The sequence below is a fragment of the Massilia sp. CFBP9012 genome, from assembly GCF_034045115.1.
Classification (GTDB): domain Bacteria; phylum Pseudomonadota; class Gammaproteobacteria; order Burkholderiales; family Burkholderiaceae_D; genus Telluria.
Map to the genome: position 1 here is coordinate 395,146 of NZ_JAXCWM010000005.1, position 19,797 is coordinate 414,942.

At 64.2% G+C, this 19,797-nt stretch carries 24 protein-coding genes; 9 read left to right on the top strand and 15 right to left on the bottom strand.

Annotated features, from left to right (window positions below; genetic code table 11):
- Positions 1-26: 26 nt before the first annotated feature.
- Positions 27-1,736, top strand: a complete 1,710-nt coding sequence (locus SOM61_RS10850) for a PQQ-dependent sugar dehydrogenase (RefSeq protein ID WP_320474097.1) — start codon at positions 27-29, stop codon at positions 1,734-1,736.
- A 104-nt stretch (positions 1,737-1,840) separates the two neighbouring features.
- Positions 1,841-2,224: a hypothetical protein gene (locus SOM61_RS10855; protein WP_320474098.1), complete on the top strand. Its 384-nt coding sequence runs from the start codon at positions 1,841-1,843 to the stop codon at positions 2,222-2,224.
- A 4-nt stretch (positions 2,225-2,228) separates the two neighbouring features.
- On the opposite strand, the gene SOM61_RS10860 is transcribed toward SOM61_RS10855, so the two are convergent.
- Positions 2,229-2,657 carry a DoxX family protein gene (locus SOM61_RS10860; RefSeq protein WP_320474099.1) on the bottom strand — a complete coding sequence of 143 codons (429 nt, stop codon included), beginning with the start codon at positions 2,655-2,657 and terminating at the stop codon, positions 2,229-2,231.
- 132 nt (positions 2,658-2,789) lie between these two features.
- On the opposite strand from SOM61_RS10860, the gene SOM61_RS10865 reads away from it, so the two are divergent.
- Positions 2,790-3,683, top strand: coding sequence for a LysR family transcriptional regulator (locus SOM61_RS10865; protein WP_320474100.1), 894 nt, complete (start codon positions 2,790-2,792; stop codon positions 3,681-3,683).
- Here the strand turns inward: SOM61_RS10865 and SOM61_RS10870 are convergent.
- From SOM61_RS10870 to SOM61_RS10880, 3 genes are all read right to left on the bottom strand, one after another.
- Positions 3,655-3,909 (bottom strand): hypothetical protein, encoded by a 255-nt coding sequence (locus tag SOM61_RS10870; protein WP_320474101.1) that lies wholly within the window; start codon positions 3,907-3,909, stop codon positions 3,655-3,657. The two genes, SOM61_RS10865 and SOM61_RS10870, sit on opposite strands and share 29 nt — an antisense overlap.
- A 4-nt stretch (positions 3,910-3,913) precedes the next feature.
- Positions 3,914-4,342 (bottom strand): DoxX family protein, encoded by a 429-nt coding sequence (locus SOM61_RS10875; RefSeq protein WP_320474102.1) that lies wholly within the window; start codon positions 4,340-4,342, stop codon positions 3,914-3,916.
- Positions 4,343-5,027: 685 nt separating this feature from the next.
- Entirely contained in the window at positions 5,028-6,101 is a 1,074-nt protein-coding gene (locus tag SOM61_RS10880; protein ID WP_320474103.1) for a hypothetical protein, read from the bottom strand.
- Positions 6,102-6,132: 31 nt separating this feature from the next.
- Between SOM61_RS10880 and SOM61_RS10885 the strand changes: the two genes are divergently transcribed.
- Together SOM61_RS10885 and SOM61_RS10890 are read left to right on the top strand one after the other, a co-directional pair.
- Positions 6,133-6,459 carry a hypothetical protein gene (locus SOM61_RS10885; protein ID WP_320474104.1) on the top strand — a complete coding sequence of 109 codons (327 nt, stop codon included), beginning with the start codon at positions 6,133-6,135 and terminating at the stop codon, positions 6,457-6,459.
- 115 nt (positions 6,460-6,574) lie between these two features.
- Positions 6,575-7,102, top strand: a complete 528-nt coding sequence (locus SOM61_RS10890) for a YggT family protein (protein WP_123071999.1) — start codon at positions 6,575-6,577, stop codon at positions 7,100-7,102.
- 69 nt (positions 7,103-7,171) lie between these two features.
- Here the strand turns inward: SOM61_RS10890 and SOM61_RS10895 are convergent, their stop codons facing one another.
- The 8 genes from SOM61_RS10895 to SOM61_RS10930 all read right to left on the bottom strand — a co-directional run bounded on the left by SOM61_RS10895 (position 7,172) and on the right by SOM61_RS10930 (position 14,097).
- Positions 7,172-8,113, bottom strand: coding sequence for a carbohydrate kinase family protein (locus SOM61_RS10895; protein ID WP_320474105.1), 942 nt, complete (start codon positions 8,111-8,113; stop codon positions 7,172-7,174).
- Between the two features lie 10 nt (positions 8,114-8,123).
- Entirely contained in the window at positions 8,124-9,299 is a 1,176-nt protein-coding gene (locus tag SOM61_RS10900; RefSeq protein WP_320474106.1) for a DUF3426 domain-containing protein, read from the bottom strand.
- Between the two features lie 6 nt (positions 9,300-9,305).
- Positions 9,306-10,256, bottom strand: a complete 951-nt coding sequence (gene prmA / locus SOM61_RS10905; RefSeq protein ID WP_320474107.1) for a 50S ribosomal protein L11 methyltransferase — start codon at positions 10,254-10,256, stop codon at positions 9,306-9,308.
- On the bottom strand, positions 10,253-11,653 hold the full coding sequence (gene accC, locus SOM61_RS10910) for an acetyl-CoA carboxylase biotin carboxylase subunit (RefSeq protein ID WP_137174836.1): 1,401 nt from the start codon (positions 11,651-11,653) through the stop codon (positions 10,253-10,255). The genes prmA and accC overlap by 4 nt, the downstream gene beginning before the upstream one ends.
- Positions 11,654-11,767: 114 nt before the next feature.
- Positions 11,768-12,232 (bottom strand): acetyl-CoA carboxylase biotin carboxyl carrier protein, encoded by a 465-nt coding sequence (gene accB, locus SOM61_RS10915; protein WP_147933322.1) that lies wholly within the window; start codon positions 12,230-12,232, stop codon positions 11,768-11,770.
- Positions 12,233-12,327: 95 nt separating this feature from the next.
- A complete protein-coding gene (aroQ, locus tag SOM61_RS10920) occupies positions 12,328-12,759 on the bottom strand; it encodes a type II 3-dehydroquinate dehydratase (RefSeq protein ID WP_123072005.1) in 432 nt (143 codons plus the stop codon).
- A 132-nt stretch (positions 12,760-12,891) separates the two neighbouring features.
- A complete protein-coding gene (locus SOM61_RS10925; RefSeq protein WP_320474108.1) occupies positions 12,892-13,458 on the bottom strand; it encodes a TlpA family protein disulfide reductase in 567 nt (188 codons plus the stop codon).
- Positions 13,459-13,461: 3 nt separating this feature from the next.
- Positions 13,462-14,097, bottom strand: a complete 636-nt coding sequence (locus tag SOM61_RS10930) for a hypothetical protein (RefSeq protein ID WP_320474109.1) — start codon at positions 14,095-14,097, stop codon at positions 13,462-13,464.
- 89 nt (positions 14,098-14,186) lie between these two features.
- Here SOM61_RS10930 and mpl point away from each other — a divergent pair, with 89 nt between their 5' ends.
- From mpl to SOM61_RS10950, 4 genes are read left to right on the top strand one after another with little or no spacing between them, the layout of a single operon-like run.
- Entirely contained in the window at positions 14,187-15,557 is a 1,371-nt protein-coding gene (mpl, locus tag SOM61_RS10935; RefSeq protein WP_320474110.1) for a UDP-N-acetylmuramate:L-alanyl-gamma-D-glutamyl-meso-diaminopimelate ligase, read from the top strand.
- Positions 15,554-16,156 carry a YqiA/YcfP family alpha/beta fold hydrolase gene (locus SOM61_RS10940; protein WP_320474111.1) on the top strand — a complete coding sequence of 201 codons (603 nt, stop codon included), beginning with the start codon at positions 15,554-15,556 and terminating at the stop codon, positions 16,154-16,156. The genes mpl and SOM61_RS10940 overlap by 4 nt, the downstream gene beginning before the upstream one ends.
- A complete protein-coding gene (locus SOM61_RS10945; protein ID WP_320474112.1) occupies positions 16,153-16,743 on the top strand; it encodes a chorismate--pyruvate lyase family protein in 591 nt (196 codons plus the stop codon). The genes SOM61_RS10940 and SOM61_RS10945 overlap by 4 nt, the downstream gene beginning before the upstream one ends.
- 2 nt (positions 16,744-16,745) lie before the next feature.
- A complete protein-coding gene (locus tag SOM61_RS10950) occupies positions 16,746-18,788 on the top strand; it encodes a ribonuclease catalytic domain-containing protein (RefSeq protein ID WP_320474113.1) in 2,043 nt (680 codons plus the stop codon).
- 78 nt (positions 18,789-18,866) lie between these two features.
- On the opposite strand, the gene SOM61_RS10955 is transcribed toward SOM61_RS10950, so the two are convergent.
- From SOM61_RS10955 to SOM61_RS10965, 3 genes are all read right to left on the bottom strand, one after another.
- Entirely contained in the window at positions 18,867-19,283 is a 417-nt protein-coding gene (locus SOM61_RS10955; RefSeq protein WP_320474114.1) for a type II toxin-antitoxin system HicB family antitoxin, read from the bottom strand.
- Between the two features lie 69 nt (positions 19,284-19,352).
- The gene (locus SOM61_RS10960; RefSeq protein ID WP_147933330.1) at positions 19,353-19,529 is read right to left on the bottom strand and encodes a type II toxin-antitoxin system HicA family toxin; all 177 of its coding nucleotides are present in this window, start codon (positions 19,527-19,529) and stop codon (positions 19,353-19,355) included.
- A 67-nt stretch (positions 19,530-19,596) separates the two neighbouring features.
- Positions 19,597-19,797: hypothetical protein (locus tag SOM61_RS10965; protein ID WP_320474115.1), on the bottom strand; the 201-nt coding region annotated here is incomplete at its 5' end.

Sequence of the window (19,797 nt, forward strand, 5' to 3'; positions counted from 1 at the left end):
TTTTGACGCCTGACCAGGAGACAACCTTGCAAGCCAACACCCTGACGCTGCATGCCCTCATGCTCGCCAGCCTGGCGACGGTATCCGTCGCTCACGCCGCCTCCGCGCCGCAGATCACCGCCGGCCGCACCATCTTCCAGAACAACTGCGCCAGCTGCCATACGGTCGATGCCAAACTGTCGCCGCTGGCCGGTCCCGGCATGTTCGGCGTCGTCGATCGCAAGGCCGCCGGCGTCCCAGGCTTCGGTTATTCGGGCGCGCTGGCCAAGGCCGGCGCCGCAGGCCTGGTCTGGACCCGCGAAGAGCTGGACGTGTTCCTGCTCGACCCGGCCAAGCGCGTGCCTGGCACCACGATGCCGGTCGGCCTGCCGGACCAGAAGATGCGCACCGCGCTGATCGACTACCTGGCCAGCCTGCAAGGCCCTGCTGCTGCCGCGCCGGCCGTGCCGGCCGCAGCGGCCAAGCCGGCGGACCGCGCCGGTGCCTGGGACGACACCCAGCCCGGCAAGGTCTTCCACATCAAGCCGACCGACCTGGCCAAACCGTTCGCCACCGTCAGCGCCGGCAACAGCCCACGCGTGCTGGCGCGTCCGAACGGCACGACCCCTAGCGTGATGCCCGGCTTCGAGGTGAGCGTATTCGCCCAGGATGCCGACAAGCCGCGCGTGGCGCTGCGTGCGCCGAACGGCGACGTGTTCCTGGCCGCGACCGGCGCCGGTGAAGTGAAAGTGCTGCGCTCGAAGAACGGCGACAAGGCCGATACCGCCGAAGTGTTCGCCACCGGCCTGTCGCGTCCTTACGGCATGGCGTTCTGGCCTTCCGGCGCCAACCCGCAGTATCTGTACGTGGCCAATGTCAATTCGGTGGTGCGCATCCCTTACCGCAACGGCGACCTGAAGGCGCGCGCGCAAGCCGAGGTCGTGATCCCCGAGCTGTCCGAGACCAGCGGCGGCCACACCACCCGCACCCTGGTGTTCTCGAAGGACGACAAGACGATGCTGCTGTCGATCGGTTCGGCCACCAACGTCGCCGCCGACATCGGCCCCAAGCCGCCGCTGCCGATCGCCGAATGGGAGAAACAGCATGGCTTCGGCGCCGCCTGGGGCGTCGAGACCGACCGCGCCACCGTGATGGCCTTCGACCCGGACGGCAAGAACCGCCGCACCTATGCGACCGGCCTGCGCAACTGCGTCGGCCTGCTGGTGTATCCGGCCACCGGCGACGTGATCTGCAATGTGAACGAGCGCGACGCGCTGGGCGACAACCTGCCGCCGGACTACCTGACCCGCGTGAAGCAGGGGGGCTTCTACGGCTGGCCGTGGTACTACATCGGCGACAACGAGGATCCGCGTCTGAAAGCGATTCGTCCAGACCTGAAGGGCAAGACGATCACCCCCGACGTGCTGCTGCAGGCCCACTCGGCGCCGCTGGGCATGGTGGTCTACCATGCGCCGAAGGGCGCCAGGAACGCCTTCCCGAAGGAGTACGAGGGTGAGGTCTTCGTCGCGCTGCACGGTTCCTGGAACCGCGGCGTGCGCACCGGCTACAAGGTCGCGCGCGTGTTCATGAAGGATGGCGTGCCCACCGGGCAGTACCAGGACTTCATGAGCGGCATGGTGATCAGCGACCGCGACGTCTGGGGCCGCCCTGCCGCGGTCGAAGTCGCGGCCGACGGCGCCTTGCTGGTGGTGGACGATGCCGGCGGCACCGTGTGGCGCATCGTTCCAAAACGCTAGATCGGAACCGGCGCTTGCGCTAGTATGGGATCGACGCGGCGGCCGCCGCGTCGATCACTGGACACCATGATCCGGAGCAGCGCATGCGATACCCCGGCATTTTTTTGGCAGTTCTCCTTGCCATCACCCATGGCGCCTGCGCCGCCAGGCAAGCGGAACCCGTCCCGCTGCCGATGGCCCCGGCCATCCATCCGGAGCGTATGCCCCGCGACGCAGCCTGCGCCGGCCTGATCGAACGCGCCCTGGCGCGCGACGCCCAGGGCGGGTTCGAGCTGGCCGGCATGCTCATCACGAACATCGATCCGAAGCCGGGTCATTCAAAGGGGGCGCTACGTCCCGCCGGCAGCCATCCGGCCGACATCCCGACCCGGCAACTGGACGGCACCTTCCGCGCGCTGTTCGTCAACTGCGAAACGCGCCAGGCTTATGTTTCAAAGCGTGGCGCGGTCATCGACATCACTTACTGGTACGGGCCGTTCGGCCTGTGAACCTTCAGGCTGCCAGCGGCGCAGCCTTGCGACCGGCGGCGGCGTCCAGGCTATAGGCGCCGGCGCCGAAGGCCACCACCTGCAGCAGGCCACCGGCCATCGCGACGTTCTTCAACAGGTGGATCAGTTGGTTCTGGTCGCCGATCGCGTTATGGAAGACGAAGGCCGTCACCAGCGAGAACACCGCCAGGCCGGCCGCGACGAGGCGGGTCTTGTAGCCCAGGACGAGCAGGGCGCCGCCGCCGATCTCGATGGCGATCGCGCCGATCAGTGCGAGCGAGGCGAAAGGCAGGCCGACCGACTGGATGTAACCCAGGGTCGCCTCCGGCGCCAGCGCCTTGCCGACGCCGCTGAAGATGAAGATCGCGGCCATCAGGATGCGGCCGATGGCGGGGATGATGGATTGGCTGGTCTGGGTGGCGTTGGCGGACATGGTCGTTCCTTTCGACTGGTTATTTTGGGTGGCGCCATCGTGTGTGCGGCGTCCATGTAGATCATCTTAGACCCATCTGATCGATCCAAGAAGCCTATATAATTCGATATCAACTATCGATGGAGTAGATGGATGCTCGACGGGATGTCCATGGACCAGCTGCGCACCTTTATTGCCGCAGCCGATGAGGGCAGCTTTTCCGCCGCCGGCCGCAAGCTGCGGCGCGCGCAGTCGGTGGTGAGCCACACGCTGGCCAATCTCGAGGCGCAGGTGGGCTTTCCCCTGTTCGATCGCTCGGGCCGTTATCCGCAACTGACCGAGGCCGGACGCGCCCTGCTGGCCGAGGCGCGCCACGCGGCCGACAGCATGGATGCGTTCAAGGCGAGGGCGCGCACGCTGGCCGAGGGCCTGGAGCCGGAGCTCTCGGTGGCGGTCGACGTGATGTATCCGATCGCGAAGCTGACCGAGGCGGTGCAGGCCTTCCACCGCGAATTCCCATCGACGCCGCTGCGCCTGTACGTCGAGGCGCTCGGCGCCGTGGTGCAGCCGCTGCTCGATGGCCAGTGCCGCATCGCGGTGATCGGTTCGTTCCCCGAAGTGCCGGCTGCATGCGCCTCGGAATATTTGCTCGCCGTGCAGGCGGCAACCGTGGTCGCGCCCGGCCATCCGCTGGCGCGTATCGAGGGCACGGTGATGCGCGCAGAAGCAGGGCACTACGTGCAGCTGGTGCTGACCGACCGCTCGACACTGACCCGGGGCCGCGACTTCGGCGTGCTGTCGCCGCGCATCTGGCGCCTGGCCGATCTCGGCGCCAAGCACGCCTTCCTGCGCGCCGGCCTGGGCTGGGGGAATATGCCGCTGCATATGGTCGAGCAAGACCTGGCGAGCGGCGCGCTGGTGCGCATCGAACTCGAGACGCATCCGGTGCTCGGATCGGGCTTTTCGATGCACGCGATCTTCATGCGGGACCAGCCGCCGGGGCCGGCGGGGCGCTGGTTCATCGAGCGTCTGAAATGCGACGGCTGACGGCGAATGTGTCCCCCTGGCGCGCCGGCAGCGGCGGCGCGGCGCGCCCGGAAGTGCAGATCGCACTCGCCAGAATGGGATCGAAGTCCGGACCGTCCGTGCTGCGCTCCGGTGGAAGCGCATGCCGGGAGACGAGCGTCGCGCCACTGATGACGGCAGCGGCGATGGCGAGGCCGCTAACGCCGATGAGGATGCGTGCGATCAGCGATTCCTTGTGGCGTGGCATGGCCTTACGCCCGGTGGATGGTTTCGCGCCCGCTGGGCATCCGGTCGACCGCGTAGCGGCCCGCGCCGAATGCCGCCACCTGCAGCAGGCCGCCGGCGATCGCGATGTTCTTGGCCAGTTGGATGGCCTGCGCAATGCCGTCGAACGGACTGTGGAAGATGAGGCCGGCGATCAGGCAGTACACCGCGAGGACGAGCGCCACCATGCGCGTCCTGATGCCCAGGACGAGCATGGCGCCGCCGCCCAGTCCCAGCAAGACGGCAATGGCCAGGCCGAGATGGGCAAAGGGCAGGCCCACCGAGCGGATTGCCTCGATGGTGTGGCCAGGGTCCAGTACCTTTTCGATGCCGCTGAAGAGGAAGATGATGGCCATCATGATGCGGCCGAGTGCCGGGACGGCTGAGGGACTGTCGTGGAGCAAATGGGATGACATGGATGGTCCTTTCGACTGGCGTAATTGGGTGAGAAAAATGCGCTTTCGCGTACAGCCAGACTTACTCGGATGACGTTGATTCAGATGCAGTGGTGGGTTGGCGAGTACTTTGCGGACATGCGGCGTTGGAAACTCGAATACGGCCCGCTGGCAGGGGCAGGATGCCGGCGTGATTCCAGCTTATCGATCAGTTGAAATGCGATAGGTAAAGGCTGCAGCGCATGCGGGGCATGTCGCCGATTGGCGCGTGGGTGCGCAATTCACCGTCCAAATCACGCGACTTTTTTTGCGATTCACGGTTGCGCGCTCACAAAGAATGCGCGTACTTTACGTGATTGAATTTGTCAAATCGAGAAGATGTGATATTGTCGCGGGCATCGGGCAAAATCGATCGAATAATAGGACGCTGAACCAAACAGTATGCACGGAAGCGAAGCGAAAAGAACAAGCCGGCTTGTCTGACCAATTGCTCAGGCAAGGCGGCTTTTTCTTTTCGCACCCGCAAGGGTAGCGATGTGAAACGCTGGAACGGTGACCTGTCGACGTTGGCTGAAGCGCTGCAACTGTGAGGAGTTGCAGCAGTTCAGCCGGTGCCGGATTCATTGGCCTAAATCGACGCTTGCTTTGGTCCGATGAATAATTCGCCGGGTTTGATCCGGCGGGTTTTAAACCTTGAGCGTATTTCTCATCGCAGATGAAGGAGAACAAGAATGGCAACCGCTAAGAAACCAGCAGCAAAGGCAGCAGTAAAGAGCGCGCCTTCGTCCACGACGAAGTCGAATGCAAAGACTGCAGCAGAGAAACCAGTCGCAAAGAAAGTCGCGACCAAGACCACCACCACCAAGGCAGCCACCAAGCCGGCAGCCAAGGCAGTGAGCAAGCCGGCAGCGAAAACCGCTGCTAAGCCTGTTGCAAAGAAAGCTACTGCTACCAAGACCGCCGCGACCAAAACCACTGCTACCAAAGCAACGGCCAAAACCGCGACCAAATCGGCAGCAAAGCCTGCAGTGAAGAAAGCCGCTGCTAAACCAGCAGCTAAGTCGGCAGCTAAGTCGGCAACCAAGCCGGCAGTGAAGAAAGCTGCTGCTAAACCAGCAGCGAAGAAAGCCGTCGCTAAACCGGCAGCGAAGAAAGCCGTCGCTAAACCGGCAGCCAAGCCGGCTGCCAAGAAAGCCGCTGCTAAACCAGCAGCTAAGTCGGCAGCTAAACCAGCAGCTAAGTCGGCAACCAAGCCGGCAGCAAAGAAAGCCGCCGCTAAACCAGCAGCCAAGCCGGCAGCGAAAAAGGCCGCCGCTAAACCAGCCGCCAAGTCGACCGCTAAAACCGCGACCAAAGCCGCAGCTAAACCTGCAGCCAAAAAAGCGACTGCAAGCAAGGCCGCCGCTAAACCGGTAGCGAAGAAAGCGACCGCCACCAAGGCAGCCGCCAAACCGGCAGCGAAGAAAGCGACCGCGACCAAAACCGCCGCCAAACCGGCAGCGAAGAAAGTCACCGCAAGCAAAACCGCCGCCAAACCGGCAGCAAAGAAAGCGACCGCGACCAAAACCGCCGCTAAACCGGCAGCGAAGAAAGCGACTGCGACCAAAACCGCCGCCAAACCGGCAGTAAAGAAAGCGACCGCGACTAAAACCGCCGCCAAACCGGCAGCGAAAAAAGCGACCGCCACCAAAACCGCCGCAAAACCAGCTGTGAAGAAAGCGTCGCCCGCAGCAAAAAAAGCCTCGCCGGCCGCTAATAAAGCTGCGCCGGCTGCAAACAAGGCTGCTCCAGCCGCTAAAAAAGCTGCTCCAGTGAAAGCTGCAGCAACCAAGACCGTTGCTGCAAAGCCAGAAGTCAAGCCAGCAGTCGTGGCCAAGGCCGAAGCCAAGCCGGAAGCAAAAGTCGACACCAAGGCCGATACCAAGCCGGAAGTGAAGACCGACGCCAAGGTCGAAGCCAAGCCGGAAGCGAAAAAGCCAGCGGCCAAGAAACCGGCCGCCAAGCCGGCAGCGCCGACCACCGCCGCTCAACCGGCAGCCGCACCTGCGGCCGCTCCGGCAGCGCCAAGCGCCGCTCCTGCAGCAAAGACCGTGCTGGCGCCGACCGCCTGGCCGTTCCCGACCAGCAGCCGTCCTTAATACCGGACGACGCCCGACCGGCCATGCGCCATGTGCGCATGGCAAGTCGGGTCTGCTTCAGGCACAATGCCGCTGTGTGATTGTTCGCACAGCGGTTTTTTTTTGAGGAGAGTCCGTGCTGTCCATTCTTCAGTTTATCGTCGATATCATCGCAGGCTTGCTGGGTGGGGTGCTGCTGCTGCGCTTCTGGACGAACGCCATCCGCGTGCGCCTGCCCGACCAGATCCGCCAGTTCGTGCACACCATTACCGACTGGCTGGTGATGCCGCTGCGGCGCGTGGTGCCGGGCACCAAGGGCTACGACTGGGCGAGCCTGATCGGCGCCTTCCTGGTGGTGCTGGTGGCCAGCACGCTCCTTCTGCTGCAAGGCGGCAGCGGCGAGATGGTGCTGCTGTATGCGCTGCACCGTTTCCTGAACTGGATCCTGTACGGCTTCATGGCGCTCCTGATCATCGAGGCGATCTTCAGCTGGGTGAACCCGAACGCGCCGCTGGCGCCCTTCGTGCACGCCCTGAACCAGCCGGTGCTGCGCCCGATCCGGCGCGTGGTCCCGCCGATCGGCGGCATCGACCTGTCGGTGCTGGTGGCGCTGGTGCTGATCCAGATCCTGCTGTTCGTGTTGAGGCAGGTGTTCGGCTTCTGACCGTCGATCCCCACAACAAAATGGCCCTGCATCGCAGGGCCATTTTTTTATCTCACGCAGCCGTGAAAATCAGCGGAAGGTGAAGCCGAAGGCCGCCTCGAACTGCTGGTCGAATTCCTGCGGCGTGAAGCTGTGGTTCTGGCCACCTTGCGAGGCGATCTTGATCGCGCCCAGCAGGCTGGCGATGCGGCCGCTGGTCGGCCAGTCGAGGCCATTGGTGATGCCGAACAGCAGGCCGGCGCGGTAGGCGTCGCCGCAGCCGGTCGGGTCGACCACGTTGGCCGCCTGCACTGCCGGGATGCGATGGTGCTCGCCGCCGGCGTGGATGTCTGAGCCTTCGGCGCCGCGCGTGATGATCAGCGCATCCAGGCGCGCCGCGATGTCTGCCTGGCTTAAACCGGTGCGGTCCATCACCATCTCGAATTCATAGTCGTTGCACGCCAGGTAGCTGGCCTGGCCGATGAAGGTGATCAGTTCGTCGCCCGAGAACATCGGCAGCTGCTGGCCCGGATCGAACATGAACGGCACCTTCAGCTCGGCGCAGTCGCGCGCGTGCTTGATCATGCCGTCGCGGCCGTCCGGCGAGATGATCGCCACCGCCAGCTGGCCCTGGTCGCCGACGTTGTTCTCGTGCGAGAACTGCATCGCGCCCGGGTGGAAGGCGTTGATCTGGTTGTTGTCCTGGTCGGCGGTGACGAAGCACTGCGCGGTATAGGCATCGGCGATGGTGCGGATGCCGCGCGTCTGGAGCCCTTGCTCCTGCATGCGTTTGAGGTAGTCGCCGCCGTCCATGCCCAGGGTGCCCATGATCAGCGGTTCGCCACCCAGCAGCTGGAGGTTGTAGGCGATGTTGGCCGAGCAGCCGCCGTATTCGGTGCGCAGGGTCGGCACCAGGAACGACACGTTCACGCGGTGCAGCTGGTCGGCCAGCAGGGTGTCGCCGAAGCGGCCGTGGTATTGCATGATCTTGTCGAATGCGAGCGAGCCGCAGATCAGGGCGGTTTTGGTCATGGGTGAGCCTTCAGGGGTAGAAAACGGCAATGTGATAGCCGGAAGGTTCGAGTCCTTCCAGCCTGAAATGGATCTTGACCGGCTGCTCGGCGCGCGCGCCGAAGCCGGTGATGGCGTCGGCAAGCTGGGGAACGTAGTCGCGCGGACCGAACACGCGCCGCACCAGCGGCTTGTCGTCGGCGTCGTTCAGGGTCAGCTCGATGCTGGGCCAGGCCAGCGCCAGGTCGTCGCCGTTGCGCAGCACGGTGCTCAGGGTATAGGCGTTGCCGCCCAGCGTAATCAACTCTCCGGTCTCGATCACCAGCGCATCGGGCCGCGCCGGCAGCCCGACCTGGCAGCCGAACAGGGCGCAGGTCGAGACCAGGGCCGGACGCAGGCCCGGATAGCGGGCCGCCAATACGTCGCGGAAGCTCACCATGGCCTGCAGGGCGAGCGCCAGCAGCAGCAGGAGGCTGCCGGCGATCATCGCGATGCGCACGGCCCTGCTTGACTGCTCGCGCTGGCGGCCGCGGCGCACGAACTCGGGTTCGTCGATCTCGGGCACGCGCAGCTTGGGCGTGTCTTCGATCCGGGTCGGGGTCAGCTTGGAACGGCGCGAACGGGCGTCGGCGGCGCGTGCGCGCGGGGATTTCGCCGGCAGCGAAGGCGCGGGCGACACGATTGGCGGCGAACCGCCGGCCGATTCGCGCAGCAGCAGCGGCGGCGCATCGGGCGCCGGTTGGCGCGCGGCGGGTTCGGGTTCGGATTCCGGGGCGGATTCAGGCTCGTCGTGCCCATCGTCTGGCGGCGGGGCGGCCACGATCTCTTCATCGACCGGTAGTTCGGCCACGGCGGCGTTCGTGTCCGGCTCGAGGTCGGCCGTGGCTTGATCCTCGTTGGTGGCATGCGGCAGGATCCCGAACGGCGACAGCGTACGGTCGAATTCGAGCGTGTAGATCGGTTGTTCGGTGTCGTCGGTCGCGGGAAGGTCTGGCGCGATGGCCTGTTCGGCGACTGGAGGAGAGGCAGGAGGAGAAGCGGAAGGGGAAGCGGAAGACGGCGGGGCGTTCAGGTCGACCAGCCCCGTATTGCCGTCAAAGACCTGCTGGCAGGCGCCGCAGCGCACGATGCCCCCACGCAGCTTGAGCTGGTCCGCAGCGACGCGGAACAGCGTGCCGCAGTGGGGGCATTGGGTGGCGAGCGCCATGCCTGCCTAGCCGCCAGAGCGGGGCGGCGGCGCGCTGTCCTGGCCGAGCGTCCCGTGAAGGGCAACCCAGCCGTCCTGCTCGGCCCAGACGCCCAGCTTGATGAAAGGTGCGTAGGCGGCGGCGACTTCTTCGGCCTGGCGCGCCAGCACGCCCGACAGGATCAGTGAACCGCCAGCGGCCACGCGGCCGGCCAGCATCGGCGCCATCAGCTTCAATGGGCTCGACAGGATGTTGGCCACCACGATGTCGAACTTGCCGCCCGCATGACGTTCGTTGCCGGAGGCAGCGAAGGTGTCGGGCAGGTAGTAGTCGATCTCGACTTTGTTACGCTCGGCGTTGGCGCGCGCCGACTCGATCGCCTGCGGATCGATGTCGACGCCGGCCACGTCATGCGCGCCCAGCTTCTTGGCCACCATCGCCAGGATGCCCGAGCCGCAGCCGTAGTCCAGCACCGATTTGCCCGGCGCCGGATGGGCCTCGAGCCACTCCATGCACAGGCGGGTGGTCGGATGGCTGCCGGTGCCGAAGGCCAGGCCCGGATCGAGTTCGAGGATCAGGCCGGACGGATCTGGCGCTTCGTGCCAGCTCGGCACGACCCAGATGTTCTTGCCGATGTGGATAGGCTCGAACTGCGATTGCGTCAGGCGCACCCAGTCGGCGTCTTCGACCTTGCGGGTGGTGAAGGCCGGAACAAAGGCCAGCTTGACCGCCTGCGCGGCCTCGGTGACGATTGCCAGCTGGTCGGCGTCGGCGTCGGTCAGGGCCACGACGCGGCTGTGGTCCCATGCGGCCTCGGTCGGCTCCATGCCCGGCTCGCCGAACAGGGGTTTTTCGTCTTCGGTGCCTTCGTCGGCGTCCTCGACGGACACCGACAGCGCGCCGGCTTCCATCAGGGCGTCGGACAGCGCTTCCGCGTGGTCGCGGGCGATCTCGATGACGACTTCAGTCCAGCTCATTCTTGTACCTTGGCTTCCGATTTGGCGCCGAGCGCCGTTTCCTTCGGCAGGTCGGGCTTGGCGGCCAGTTTCTGCTCCAGGTAGTGGATGTTGGTGCCGCCTTCGATGAAGCGGGCGTCGACCATCAGTTCGCGATGCAGCGGAATATTGGTGAGGATACCTTCGACCACCATTTCGGAGAGCGCGATTTGCATGCGGCGGATCGCCTGCTCACGGGTCGCACCGTACGAAATTACCTTGCCGATCATCGAGTCGTAGTGAGGTGGCACATAGTATCCCGCATACGAGTGCGAATCGACACGGATGCCAGGGCCGCCCGGTGGGTGCCAGCCGGTGATGCGGCCTGGCGACGGGGTGAACTTGAACGGATCCTCGGCATTGATGCGGCACTCGATCGAGTGACCCGACAGCATGATGTCGCGCTGGCGGAAGCGCAGCTTCTCGCCGCAGGCGATGCGGATCTGCTCCTGCACGATGTCGATCCCGGTGATCATCTCGGTGACCGGGTGCTCGACCTGGACGCGGGTGTTCATCTCGATGAAGTAGAACTCGCCGTTCTCGTACAGGAATTCGAAGGTGCCGGCGCCGCGGTAGCCGATCTTGCGGCAGGCTTCGGCGCAGCGGTCGCCGATCTTCTCGATCAGCTTGCGCGGGATGCCCGGCGCCGGTGCTTCCTCGATCACCTTCTGGTGGCGGCGCTGCATCGAGCAGTCGCGTTCGCCCAGCCAGACGGCGTTTTTATGTTCGTCGGCCAGGATCTGGATCTCCACGTGACGTGGATTCTCCAGGAACTTCTCCATATAGACTTCCGGATTACCGAAGGCGGTGCCGGCTTCGGTCTTGGTCATCTGCACGGCGTTGAGCAGCGCGGCTTCGGTATGCACCACGCGCATGCCGCGGCCACCGCCGCCGCCGGCGGCCTTGATGATGACCGGGTAGCCCACGCGGCGCGCGGTCTGCACGATCTCTTTCGGATCGTCCGGCAGGGCGCCGTCCGAACCGGGCACGCACGGCACGCCGGCGCGGATCATGGCCTGCTTGGCCGAGACCTTGTCGCCCATCAGGCGGATCGAGTCGGAACGCGGGCCGATGAAGACGAAGCCCGATTTCTCGACGCGTTCGGCGAAGTCGGCGTTCTCGGACAGGAAGCCATAGCCCGGGTGGATCGCTTCGGCGTCGGTCACTTCGGCCGCGCTGATGATCGCGGGCATGTTCAGGTAGGACAGGCTCGATTGTGCCGGTCCGATGCAGACCGATTCGTCCGCCAGTTTCACGTACTTGGCGTCCTTGTCGGCCTCGGAGTGGACGACGACCGTCTTGATGCCCAGCTCGCGGCAGGCGCGCTGGATACGCAGCGCGATTTCACCACGGTTGGCGATGAGGATTTTTTCAAACATGGTAGGTCCGGTATTCAGTGAAAACCGGCGCGGCTGAAACAACAGGCGGCGCCGGACACGTCATGGAGGTTAGCCGGCGGCGCGTCATGCGCGCGGCCGGCTTGGAAAAGCAGATCAGCCGATCACGAACAGTGGCTGGCCGAATTCGACCGGCTGGCCGTTTTCCACGAGGATCTTGGTGACGGTGCCGGACACATCGGCATCGATTTCGTTCAGGAGCTTCATCGCTTCGATGATGCACAGGGTGTCGCCTTCCTTGATGTTCGCGCCGACTTCGACGAAGGCGGCGGCGCCAGGCGCGGACGAACGGTAGAAGGTGCCGACCATCGGCGACTTGACCACGTGGCCGGTCGGTTCGGCGGCGACGGCCGGTGCGGCTGCCGGCGCTGGCGCGGCTGCAGGAGCGGCGGGCGCCGAGTATTGTTGCACGCCCTGGTGCGGCAGCATGACCATCTGGTTCTGCGGGATTGCGGACGACTTGACGATGCGAACCTTGCTTTCGCCTTCGGTGACTTCGAGTTCGGCGATGTCCGATTCAGCGACCAGGTCGATCAAAGTCTTGAGTTTTCGTAGATCCATGTGAAACCCCTTGGAATTATTCGTTTTAGAGAGCAGGCCGCTGCGTCGAAATGGGTCGCGCGGCCGCTGTTACATGAAGTTGACGTAGATTAACGCTATTTAAGTGCGAAGTCGATGGCAAACCGATATCCGTCCGTTCCCAGCCCGCAGATCACGCCGCGCGCGATTCCAGACAAATAAGAATGGTGCCGGAAGGACTCGCGTTGGTGGATATTCGAAATATGCACCTCCACGAAGGGAATGGCCACCGAGGCGAACGCATCGCGCAGGGCTACGCTGGTATGGGTCAGGCCGCCAGGGTTGATGACGATGAAATCCACGCCCTCGCTGCGCGCGGCATGGATACGGTCGATCAACGCTCCCTCATGGTTGCTCTGGAAGTGTTCCAGTGCTGCGCCAGCTGCCTGGGCTTGTGCGACTGCCGCCTGCTCGATGTCGGCCAGTGTGGCCGTTCCGTACACCGCCGGTTCCCGCGTCCCCAATAGATTGAGGTTGGGGCCGTTCAGCAGCAGTAGCTTTTTCGCCATGGTGAGAGTCTGGTTGCCCGAAAGTCAGGCATTGTGCCGCCTAGCTCAGCTATTGGCAAGCAGTAAAATTGCCGGTCGATAGACGCAATTAACGGCAGAGTCAATCGTACGACCGTTCGCAATTTGCCTGAATCATGAGCCCAACTTTGCAAGGTCGGCGCGCAATTCGTCGAACTTCAGTTCGCCGAGATACGTCTTGATCACCTGCCCATCGGCGCCGATCAATACCGTATACGGCAAGCCGCCATTCGTATTGCCGAACCCGCGCGACAGCTCGGTGCCGCCCATGCCGCCCACGTACAGCGGATAGGTGACGTTCATCTTGGCGGCGAACTCGCTCATATTGGTGGGCGAATCGATGCCGATACCGATCACGTTGAAGCGCTTGCCGCCATCCTCGCTGGCCAGGTGCATCAGCTCAGGCATCTCGCGCACGCAGGGACCGCACCAGGTAGCCCAGAAATTGACCAGCAGGGGCTTGCCCTTCCACTGGGCCAGCGGCTGCGGCTTGCCTTCGAGGTCGTTGAGCGATTGTGCATACAGGTTGATGGCCGGGTTGGTCACCTGACCGTCATGGGCGACGGTGGTCGGCGCAGGCAGCACGCTTTGCGCCGGTTTCTTGTAGACCGCCACCAGGGCGCCCATCACGCCGAACAACGCGGCGACTGCCGCATACGCGGCCAGATGTTTCTTGTTCATTCGTCAGCTTCCACTGGGTTCACTCTTGTCGTCCGCCGCGATCAGCGCGCGCAGGCCGCTCATGTCGATGCGTTGCACACGACCGTCGGCGCGCGGCTTGAGGGCGCCGCGCAGGTCTTGATACTCATACAGTTCGGCATGCACCGTCTCCTTCATCCAGGGGAAGGTCACAGTCTCGACCGGGGCATGGCGGCCCCCCTTGAAATGCGGGGTTTCCGAAATGTCGATATTAACATTACGGTTGAGCAAGTAGATCTCTACCTCTTTAGCACTGTCGGCGAATAACTGAAGGTGGATGTCGTCATGCTCGCCCGCGGTGCCGTTAAGGACGGCGCCGGTGAGATAGGGATGGAAGTCGGCCAGGGCTTCCATCACCTGCAGCGCGACGGCGCGCAGGTGCGCCAGGCGTTCGGTATGGGCGGCGCCGCCGAACAGGGCCAGGTATTTACGCACCTCGTCCTCGATCTGCCCGTCGTCGGGCAGCATATTCGGCTTGGGCGGGGTGACGCCCAGCACCTGGCGGGCGGCCTTGCGGCGGGCGGTGTCGAGATCGGCGCCGTCCTGCGCGACCATGCGCGCGGCGGACAGGGCGATCTCGTTACGCAACTGGAGGAGATCGTTGTTCAGATTCGGCATCATGCCTGGGATCATACTCTTGAACGGAAAATGACAGCGGCTCGGGTAGAATCGCGTATTCGTCCATTCATTATTGGTTAGATATTTTATCCATGCACATTCATATCCTCGGCATCTGCGGCACCTTCATGGGCGGCCTGGCCGTCCTGGCCAAGGAGGCGGGCCACCGCGTGACCGGTTGTGACGCCAACGTCTATCCTCCGATGAGCACCCAGCTGGAAGCCCAGGGGATCGAATTGATCCAGGGCTATGGCCCGGAACAGGTGGCGCTGAATCCCGACCTGTATGTGATCGGTAATGTCATGACGCGCGGCAATCCGCTGATCGAAGAGATCCTGAACCGCGGCCTGCCGTACGTCTCAGGCCCGCAGTGGATCGGCGAACACATTTTGCGCGAAAAATGGGTGCTGGCCGTGGCCGGCACGCACGGCAAGACCACGACCACCTCGATGCTGGCCTGGATCCTGGAAGACGCGGGCTATGCGCCGGGCTTCCTGATCGGCGGCGTGCCGATGAATTTCGGCGTGTCGGCGCGCCTGCATGGCGACCAGCCGAGCGACTTCTTCGTGATCGAGGCCGACGAATATGACACCGCCTTCTTCGACAAGCGCAGCAAGTTCGTGCACTACCACGCCAAGACCGCGGTGCTGAACAACCTGGAATACGACCACGCCGACATCTTCCCCGACATCGGCGCCATCGAGACCCAGTTCCACCACCTGGTGCGCACCGTGCCGGGCGTGGGCCGGCTGGTCGTGAATGGCGATGAAGCGTCGATCGGCCGCGTACTGAAACGCGGTTGCTGGAGCGACAAGGAAAGTTTCGGTTCGGCCGACGGCGTCGACTGGAATATGGTCGAGCATCCGGGCGGCGCCAGTTTCGACGTCCTGTTCAAGGGCGAGCTGCAAGGCACCGTGCACTGGGACCTGAGCGGCAAGCACAATCGCTCGAACGCGCTGGCCGCGATCGCCGCCGCGCGCCATGTCGGCGTGCCCGTCGCCCAGGCCATCGACTCGCTGGCGCGCTTCCAGAACGTCAAGCGCCGCATGGAAGTGCGTGGCGTGGTCAATAACATCACCGTGGTCGACGACTTTGCCCACCATCCGACGGCGATTGCGACCACGGTCGGCGGCCTGCGCCAGAAGCTTGGCACGGGCGGGCGCATCCTGGCCGTGCTCGAGCCGCGTTCGAACACGATGAAGCTGGGCGCCATGAAGGATGCGCTGCCGGGCAGCCTGAAGGATGCCGACCTGGTGTTCGGCTTCGGCAGCCAGCAGGCGCTGGGCTGGTCGCTGGCCGACGCCCTGAAACCGCTGGGCAAGATCGCGCACAGCTTCGACCAGATCGACTATATGGTGCAGGCCATCGTGCAGCAGGCGCAGCCGGGCGACCACATCCTCGTGATGAGCAATGGCGGCTTCGGTGGCGTGCACCAGAAACTGCTGGACGCGCTGGCGCCATGAGCTCGGCCCCGTACCTGCTGTATCTGCACGGCTTTCGCTCCTCGCCGCGCTCATTCAAGGCGCGCGTGGTGCAGGAAAAGCTCGAGCAGGCAGGGCTGGGTGAGCGCCTGATCTGCCCGCAGCTGCCGGCTTCGCCGAAGGCGGCGATGGATCTCGTACTGGAACTTGCAGAACGCCATGCTCCTGATGATTTAGCGATCGTCGGCTCTTCGCTGGGCGGATTTTATGCATGCTGGCTGGCCGAACGCCTGGGCGTGCGCGCAGCCGTCATCAATCCTTCGGTCGACCCGACGCGCAACCTTGAGAGGCATGTCGGCGTGACCACCGCCTGGCACTCCGACGAACCGTTCGAATTCCGCCAGGAGTACATCGGCCAGTTGCAGGCGCTGCGGGTGGCGCACATCACCCGCCTGGAGCGTTATTTTTTGCTGGCCGCGACCGGCGACGAAGTGCTGGACTACCGCGACATGGTGGCCCACTATGCCGGGGCGCGCCAGCACGTGATCGAGGGCAGCGACCATGCGATCCCGGAATTCGCGCAGTATGTCGATGAGGTATTGGCGTTCTGCGGCTTTGGCCCGGTGGACGCGGCGCAGTGAAGGGCAAGTCTTTACGCCTGGCTGCGTGGCAGCCGCATGCGCGCGCGGTGCGCGCGCCGGAAGGCATGCACGACTGGCTGCTCACGCCCGGTTCGCTGACGGCGCGCCTGGTGTCCAGCAGCGCCGTGTTCCGGGTGCGCCGCCTGCATCAGCGCAGCGCCACATGCCTGGCGGACGAGGCGCAGGCGATTGGCCTGGCGCGCCCACAGCGGGCCTGGGAACGCGAAGTGCTGCTGGAGTGTGATGGCGAGCCGGTGGTGTTCGCCCACACGGTGGTGCCGATGGCTTGCGACGCCACCGATTGGCCGCTGTTCTCGGCGCTGGGTGAGCGCTCGCTGGGCTCCACACTGTTCTACGATCCGCTGGTGCAACGTGGGCAACTGGAATTTGCGCGCCTGTCTGCCGACCATCCGCTGGTGCGCCGTGCGCACGCGGCGCTCGGCAAGCAAGGCGACACTGACACGAACATTTATTACGCGCGGCGCTGCGTCTATCGCCGCCGTCAAGGCCTGCTCCTGGTCACCGAGGTATTCTTGCCCGCGGTACTGGACCTGGGAGCGGCTGCAACCATGAAGAACATTACTTAACTATGAACGTATTTTTCGAGGAATCGGGCGACTTCAAGGTCGGCGCCATCCTGTCGCAAGCGGGCGAGGCCTACCAGGTGGAGATGCCGAGCGGTAAGCGCACCAAGGTCAAGACGCGCGACGTGCTGCTGCAGTTCGAGAAGCCCGAGCCGCAAGCCCTGCTGGATGCGGCCAAGGCGATCGTCGCCGAAGTCGATCTCGATTTCCTGTGGGAAGTCGCGGGCGAAGAAGAATTCGGTTTCGCCGAGCTGGGCGCCGAGTACTTTGGCCACGCGCCGCTGCCGCACGAAGCGGCCGGCCTGGTGCTGGCCCTGCATGGCTCGCCCATCTATTTCTACAAGAAGGGCCGTGGCCGCTACAAGGCGGCGCCGGAACAGTCGCTGAAAGCCGCTCTGGCCGGCATCGAAAAGAAAAAGCAGCAAGCCATCGTCCAGGCCGGCTATGTGGAAGAGCTGAAAGCGGGCAAGCTGCCCGCTTCGATGCAGCAGATCGTGTACCAGTTGCTGTTCAAGCCAGACAAGAACACCATCGAATACAAGGCCTTCGAGACGGCGGCCAACGAACTGCAGACCAGCGCGCCGCGCCTGATGCTGGACGTCGGCGGCCTGGCCTCGCCCAAAGAGCTGCACATGGGCCGCTTCCTGTTCGAGCATTTCCCGCGCGGCGCCGGTTTCGCGCCCGTGGAGATCCCGAAGGCGCCGGGCGACCTGCCGCTGGCCAGTGTTGCCGCCTTCTCGATCGACGACGTCACCACCACCGAGATCGACGACGCCTTCTCGGTCGTGCACCTGGACGACGGCAGCGTGCAGGTCGGCATCCACATCGCCGCGCCGGGCCTGGGCATCCGCCCGGACGACGCGATCGACAAGATCGCCCGCGCGCGCATGTCGACCGTGTATATGCCGGGCGACAAGATCACCATGCTGCCGGACGAGGTCGTCAATGCCTTCACCCTGGCCGAGGGCAACGATTGCCCGGCCCTGTCGCTGTACGCCGTGCTCGATCCGAGCGACTGGAGCGTCAAGTCGACCACGACCCGCGCCGAGCGCGTGCCGATCAAGAACAATCTGCGCCACAACGACCTCGATCACGTGGTCAATGAAGAGACGCTGGAAAGCGGCGAGGGCGATTATCCGCACAAGGACGAACTGGGCCTGCTGTGGAAGTGGGCGCTGCAGTTGGAAGCGGGCCGCATGAAGAAGCGCGAAGCCTTCGGCCTCAAGCCGGAACAGGCGAACCGGGTCGACTTCAATTTCTACGTCGAGGACGACGTGGTCTCGATCGTGCGCCGCAAGCGCGGCGCGCCGCTGGACAAGATCGTGGCCGAGCTGATGATCTTCGCCAACAGCACCTGGGGCAAGCTGCTGCACGACTCGGGCGTGCCAGGCATCTACCGTTCGCAGACGCCGGGCGCCGGCGGCTGGGCCGCCAAGATGCAGGTGCGCATGGTCACGCACGCGGCGCCGCACCAGGGCCTGGGCGTGGACCAGTACGCCTGGAGCACCTCGCCGCTGCGCCGCTATACCGACCTGGTCAACCAGTGGCAGATCCTGGCCGCCGCCGAGCACGGCGTGGCGGCGCCGCTGGTGGCGCCGTTCAAGCACCGCGACGCGACCCTGTTCGCGATCGTCTCGAGCTTCGATGCCGCGTACTCGGCCTATAACGACTTCCAGCAGAATATGGAGCGCTACTGGTGCCTGCGCTGGCTGGGACAAGAGAATGTGAAACAGGCCGAGGCCGTCGTGCTCAAGGACGAGCTGGTGCGCCTGGTCGACGTGCCGCTGGTGGTGCGCCTGACCGGCATGCCGCAAGTGGCGCGCGGCGCCCAGGTGAAACTCGACATCGTGCGCTGGGACGAGATCGAACTGAACCTCGAAGCGCGCCTGCTCGAGGTGGCGTCGGCCGAGCCGGATGCGTCGCTCGACTACGAGGAAGAAGCGGACACCGGCGAAGCGGCGGTGGCCGAGGTGGTCGAGGCCGAAGGTGCGGTGGCGGCGGTCGATACGGGGGATGCGCCGCAGCCGGCGCCGGCGTCGGCTTCGTAGGGTTGGCGGGTCACCCGCCGACGCGATGATGGTTATCTGTGCCGATTTCGCGCCGGATGATCCCTCCGCTAACCGTCACTAGAAGGCAACGACATCCAGCTCGCGTCCGAGCGCGGCCATCGCGTTCGCGACGGTATCGATCTTCGTGTTATGGCCCAGGTCGATAATGCGATTCACTTCCTGCGGCTTGATGCCCATGAGGCGGGCCAGCTGGGACGGGCCTACCTGGCGCTCGATCATCGCGTTCAGCAGCAGCACCTTGGCCGACACGCTCAATGGCAGGGCGACCAGGCGTTCGCCTCTGCGTGCTTTGGAAGGCGCGGGTACGGGCCGGCTATCCTCAAAGTAAAAGTCCATCGCGGTGACGAGTGCATCTTGCGCTTCCTTGAGCGACTCATCCTCATCGTCGCCTTGGGCAATCGCCTCAGGGATATCTCGGAACGTGACGACAAATCCGCCTTCGTCGGCTGGGGTGAAGGTTGCAGGGTATTTCATACGCACTCCATGGCTTGCATCTAATTTACTGTGGTACGGTGCTGCGGGGCAAAGACTTAATGGCGTGTATTACTTGAGCTTTAGCTGCTTCTTTACGCCCTCGACAAGGCCTGTCTTGAGTTCCTTGCTCGGGTGCCTGGGCAGGATGGTCTGCTGCCCGTTCAGGTAGACCTTCAAGTGGTTGGTGCCATCCTTGAACGTCGCGCCTTGAAGCTTCAGCCACCTGACGAACTCGCTCTGTTTCACCGCGTGTCCCCAGTGTGCTTCGACACGTCTAAGTTAGACAGGTTTGAGTGAGAGCGCAAGTGGATTTTTAAACATATTTGTTTAAATTTTCATCCTCCAGATTTTGATTGGCGGCTGTTTTTGCCTGATTTGCAGCATTGATGCGTCTGAAGTCTGGAAAGAACGCCCAAGTCTTTGGCGCTGTACCCATTAGCTGTTGATGGCCCCGAATGCGATGCGAAGCAATTGCTCGACGGATGTAACCCTCCCGCCATCGAGCGCCCAATGC